Raw genomic sequence first — 4,620 nt, forward strand, 5'->3', positions numbered from 1 at the left:
GCTGTTCGGCCCAGCGGATGTACATCCGCATCAGCATCTCCGCCCAGTCGGCGGCGTCCACTCCCCCGGCTCCGGACCGAATCGTGACCAGCGCCTCACGCTCGTCGTATTCGCCGGAGAGCAGGGTGCGCACCTCCATGGCCTCGACGTCGGTCTGCAGAGCCGCCAGTTCGGCGTCGGCCTCGGCGCGCGCCTCCGCTGCGGCTGTGCCCTCTGTGCCCTCTGTGCCCTCTGCCTCGTCGGCGAGCTCATAAAGCACCGGAAGGTCTTCGAGCCGGCCGCGCAGCTCCTCGACCCGGCGCAGCTCGCCCTGGGTGTGTGACAGCTCGCTGGTCACCCGCTGGGCGCGGGCCTGGTCATCCCAGAGGTTCGGGTCGGACGCTTCGTGTTCGAGCTTGTCGATGCGGCTGCGCAGGCCCTCGACGTCGAGCACCCGCTCCACCGTGGTCAAGGTGGCGTCCAGGGCGGCGATGTCGGCTTGCCGGTCGGGTTCCACGCTTCTTCACGTTACCGGCGCCGCCATCCACGGTGATCGCCGACGACCGCCAAGGTGGGTGTTTAGCATCGGTGTATGCGTCCCTACCACGTAGCGATCGTCGGCTCCGGCCCGTCCGGGTTTTTTGCTGCCGCGTCGCTGCTCAAGCTGGCCGCAAACAACCCTGACGGCGTCGATGTGCACGTCGACATGCTGGAGATGCTGCCGACGCCATGGGGTTTGGTGCGCTCCGGGGTTGCCCCGGATCATCCGAAGATCAAGTCGATCAGCGCGCAGTTCGAGAAGACCGCATCCGACCCCCGATTCCGGTTCTTCGGCAACATCGTGGTGGGTGAGCATGTGCAACCCGACGAGCTCGCCGAGCGGTACGACGCGGTGATCTACGCGGTGGGCGCCCAGACCGACCGGCACCTGGGCATCCCCGGCGAGGAGCTGCCCGGCAGCGTCGCAGCGGTCGACTTCGTCGGCTGGTACAACGCGCATCCGCACTTCAAGGACATGGCACCGGATCTGAGGTGCCGTCGCGCAGTCGTCATCGGCAACGGCAACGTGGCGCTGGATGTGGCCCGCATCCTGGTCAGCGACCCCGACGAGTTGCGCAGCACCGACATCGCCGACCACGCGTTGCCGCTGCTCGACTGCCGGGGTGTCGAAGAGGTGGTGATCATCGGCCGCCGCGGCCCGCTGCAGGCCACCTTCACCAGCCCGGAACTGCGTGAGCTGGGCGAGCTCAAGGGCCTGGCCGGCGTCGACGTCATCATCGACCCCGCCGAATTCGCCGGAATCTCCGACGAGGACATCGAAACGGCCCCGAAGCATCCCAAACAGAACGCCAAGGTGCTGCGCAACTACGTCGGGCGCCAGCCGCGGCCGGGCCACCGCCGGATCGTGTTCCGGTTTCGCACCTCGCCGATCGAGATCCGCGGTAACGGCCACGTCGAAGAGATCGTGTTGGGGCGCAACGAGCTGGTGACCGACGAAAACGGGCGGGTGGTGGCCAAAGACACCGGCGGCCGGGAGGTGCTGCCGGCGCAGTTGGTGGTGCGCTCGGTCGGCTACCGCGGCGTGGCCACTCCGGGCCTGCCGTTCGACGAGGCCAGCTGCACCATTCCGCACACCGACGGACGCATCGAGGGCACCCGCAACCAGTACGTCGTCGGCTGGATCAAGCGGGGCCCGTCCGGTGTCATCGGCACCAACAAGAGCGACTCCCAGGCCACCGTCGACACGCTGGCCGCCGACCTGGCAGCCGGCTCAGCGACGGCCACCCTCACCGACGTGGGCCCCGATTACGACGACGAGCTCAAAGCCTGGCTGCTCTCCCGCCAGCCGCAGCTGGTCACCGATGAGCACTGGCAGTTGATCGACGCCCACGAGCGGTCGAGCGGCGAGCCGTGCGGCCGGCCCCGGGTCAAGCTGGCCAGCATCGCCGACCTGCTGCGGGTCGGGCACGGCTGACCGGCCGCCACCGGGGCTACCCGCCGAGTGATGGCCCGGCCAGGTTCCAGTTGTCGGGGTTACGCGGCGAGTAGCGCACCGGCAGCAGCTCACCTACCGTCGGCCAGTTGCTCACGTCGACCGCCATCCGCTGGTACACCTCGTGCTCGGCCACGGTCGGGCCGTGCAAGACACCGGTGATCGTGACGTATTGCTCACCGCTGACACCCGGGCCGTCCGGCTTCGGGCTGACACCGGTGACCACCAGGGTGCCGTCCAGCGCATCGCTGTGCGGCCCCGCGCGGATGAACCGCGGAGCCAGCACCACCGCGAGAATCCCGACCAGAAGCACCAGCACCCAGATCTCCCACACGAGGGTCATGGTAGGACTGCAGCCATGACCTCCATTAACGACGACCTGGCGCTGGCACTGGCCCTGGCCGATCGCGCGGACGCGGTGACGCTGGCGCGGTTCGGTGCGTTGGATCTGCGCGTCGAAACCAAACCGGACCTCACCCCGGTCACCGACGCCGACCGGGCGGTCGAGACCATGCTGCGTGACGTGCTGGCAGCCGACCGGCCGGACGACGACATCCTCGGCGAAGAATTCGGCGGGACAGCAACTTTCAGCGGACGTCAGTGGATCGTCGACCCGATCGACGGCACCAAGAATTTCGTGCGTGGCGTGCCGATATGGGCCACCCTGATCGCGCTACTGGACGACGGTGTGCCGTGCGTCGGGGTGATCAGTGCCCCAGCGCTGGATCGTCGATGGTGGGCGGCCCGCGACCTGGGCGCGTTCGGCGCGGTCGGTGGTACTCGCGCACAACGACTTTCGGTGTCGTCGATAGCCGATGTGGGTTCGGCGAGCCTGTCGTTCGCCGGCATCTCGGTGTGGGCGCTGCGCGGCCTGCGGGAGCGGTTCCTGGAGCTGACCGAGGCCGTGTGGCGAGTGCGCAGCTACGGCGACTTCTGGGCCTACTGCCTGGTCGCCGAGGGCGCCGTCGACATCGCCATCGAGCCAGCGGTGTCGGTGTGGGATCTGGCGGCACTCGACGTGCTCATCCGCGAGGCGGGCGGCACGTTCACCAGCCTGGACGGCACCGCCGGACCACACGGCGGCAGTGCGGTGGCCACCAACGCGCTGCTGCACCCTTGCGTGCTGGACTCCCTGCGCGCGACGTAGCCGGGCCGGGCCACCGGCGCTGGGCCAGCGAGGTGACATAGCTAACCCCGACAACGTATCTTACTTCAGAGTAAGATAGGGTTGCTCGCACTCCCCCTTTCCAGTGAGGCTCTGACATGACCGATACCGCCCACGCCACCGACGGTTCGAAGCAGCACCCGCGGCGAGCCGGCCGGCGCAATGCCGACGCGACGAGCAGGCACCGGCGCACCCCGACCGAGATCGGCCTGGCGCTGGTCACCCCACTGGTGGGCCAGGAGTTCCTGGACCGCCATCACCTGCGCGACCCGCTCAATCGCGGACTGCAATATGGGGTCAAGACGGTGTTCTCGGTCGCCGGGGCCTCAGCACGCCAATTCAAGAAGATCCGGGGGCTGGGCACGGCGCCAGCCCGGCTGAAGGCCAGCGGTAAGGACGACTTCGACCTGACACCCGACGGCGAGCAGAAGATGATCGTCGAAACGGTCGACGAGTTCGCGGCGCAGATCCTGCGCCCGGCGGCCCGCGACGCCGACGAGGCCGCAGACTATCCGCCCGAGCTGATCGGCAAGGCCGCCGAGCTGGGCGTCACCGCGATCAACATCCCGGAGGACTTCGACGGGATCGCGGCGCACCGGGCCACGGTCACCAATGTGCTGGTGGCGGAGGCGCTGGCCTACGGTGACATGGGGCTGGCGCTGCCGATCCTCGCCCCCGGCGGCGTGGCATCGGCACTTTCCTACTGGGGCAGCGCCGACCAGCAAGCCACCTACCTGCCGGAATTCGCCGGTGAGAACGTCCCGCAGGCCTGCGTGGCGATCGCCGAACCGCAGCCGCTGTTCGACCCGACCAAGCTGAAGACCACCGCGGTGCGCACCCCGAGCGGCTACCGGCTGGACGGGGTGAAGTCACTGGTCCCGGCCGCCGCCGAGGCCGAGCTGCTCGTCGTCGCCGCCCAGCTGAACGGCAAGCCGGCGCTGTTCATCGTCGAGTCGTCGGCGAAAGGGCTGAGCGTCCAAGCCGACCCCAGCATGGGTATTCGCGCCGCGGCGCTGGGGCGGGTCGAACTGAACAAGGTGTCGGTGCCGGCGAGCGCCCGACTCGGCGAAGACGAGGCCAGCGACACCGATTACTCCGAGGCCCTCGCGCTGTCCCGGCTGGGCTGGTCGGCGCTGGCGGTCGGCACCTGCCACGCGGTGCTCGACTACGTGGTGCCCTACGTCAAGGGACGCGAGGCCTTCGGCGAACCCATTGCCCACCGCCAGTCGGTGGCGTTCATGTGCGCCAACATCGCCATCGAATGCGACGGGCTGCGGCTGATCACCTGGCGCGGCGCATCGCGGGCCGAGCAGGGTCTGCCGTTCATCCGGGAAGCCGCGCTGGCCAAGCGGCTGGCCACCGACAAAGGCATGCAGATCGGCCTGGACGGCGTGCAGCTGCTCGGCGGCCACGGCTACATCAAGGAACACCCGGTCGAACGCTGGTACCGCGACCTGCGGGCAATCGGTGTCGCCGAGGGTGT

At 68.9% G+C, this 4,620-nt stretch carries 5 protein-coding genes; 3 read left to right on the forward strand and 2 right to left on the reverse strand.

All coding sequences use genetic code 11. From position 1 onward, the window contains the following. Window positions 1–496, reverse strand: a 496-nt coding sequence (locus AC2VON_RS19350) for a PCRF domain-containing protein (RefSeq protein ID WP_486954398.1), incomplete at its 3' end; no start/stop codon positions are given. 75 nt (window positions 497–571) lie between these two features. Here AC2VON_RS19350 and AC2VON_RS19355 point away from each other — a divergent pair. Continuing rightward, the gene (locus AC2VON_RS19355) at window positions 572–1,954 is read left to right on the forward strand and encodes an FAD-dependent oxidoreductase (RefSeq protein ID WP_486954399.1); all 1,383 of its coding nucleotides are present in this window, start codon (window positions 572–574) and stop codon (window positions 1,952–1,954) included. Between the two features lie 16 nt (window positions 1,955–1,970). Here the strand turns inward: AC2VON_RS19355 and AC2VON_RS19360 are convergent, their stop codons facing one another. Beyond that, a complete protein-coding gene (locus AC2VON_RS19360; protein WP_486954402.1) occupies window positions 1,971–2,306 on the reverse strand; it encodes a hypothetical protein in 336 nt (111 codons plus the stop codon). A 24-nt stretch (window positions 2,307–2,330) separates the two neighbouring features. On the opposite strand from AC2VON_RS19360, the gene hisN reads away from it, so the two are divergent. Both hisN and AC2VON_RS19370 read left to right on the forward strand, forming a co-directional pair. Beyond that, a complete protein-coding gene (gene hisN / locus AC2VON_RS19365; RefSeq protein ID WP_486954400.1) occupies window positions 2,331–3,119 on the forward strand; it encodes a histidinol-phosphatase in 789 nt (262 codons plus the stop codon). A 116-nt stretch (window positions 3,120–3,235) separates the two neighbouring features. After that, a partial coding sequence (locus AC2VON_RS19370) for an acyl-CoA dehydrogenase family protein (protein WP_486954401.1) occupies window positions 3,236–4,620 on the forward strand: 1,385 nt, incomplete at its 3' end.

The organism is Mycobacterium sp. TH-M82 (assembly GCF_057473605.1).

What these genes read in the sequence shown, in the direction of transcription:
- AC2VON_RS19355 (WP_486954399.1), top strand. Translation starts at nt 572, where the DNA reads ATGCGTCCCTACCACGTAGCGATCGTCGGCTCCGGCCCGTCCGGGTTT.
- hisN (WP_486954400.1), top strand. Translation starts at nt 2,331, where the DNA reads ATGACCTCCATTAACGACGACCTGGCGCTGGCACTGGCCCTGGCCGAT.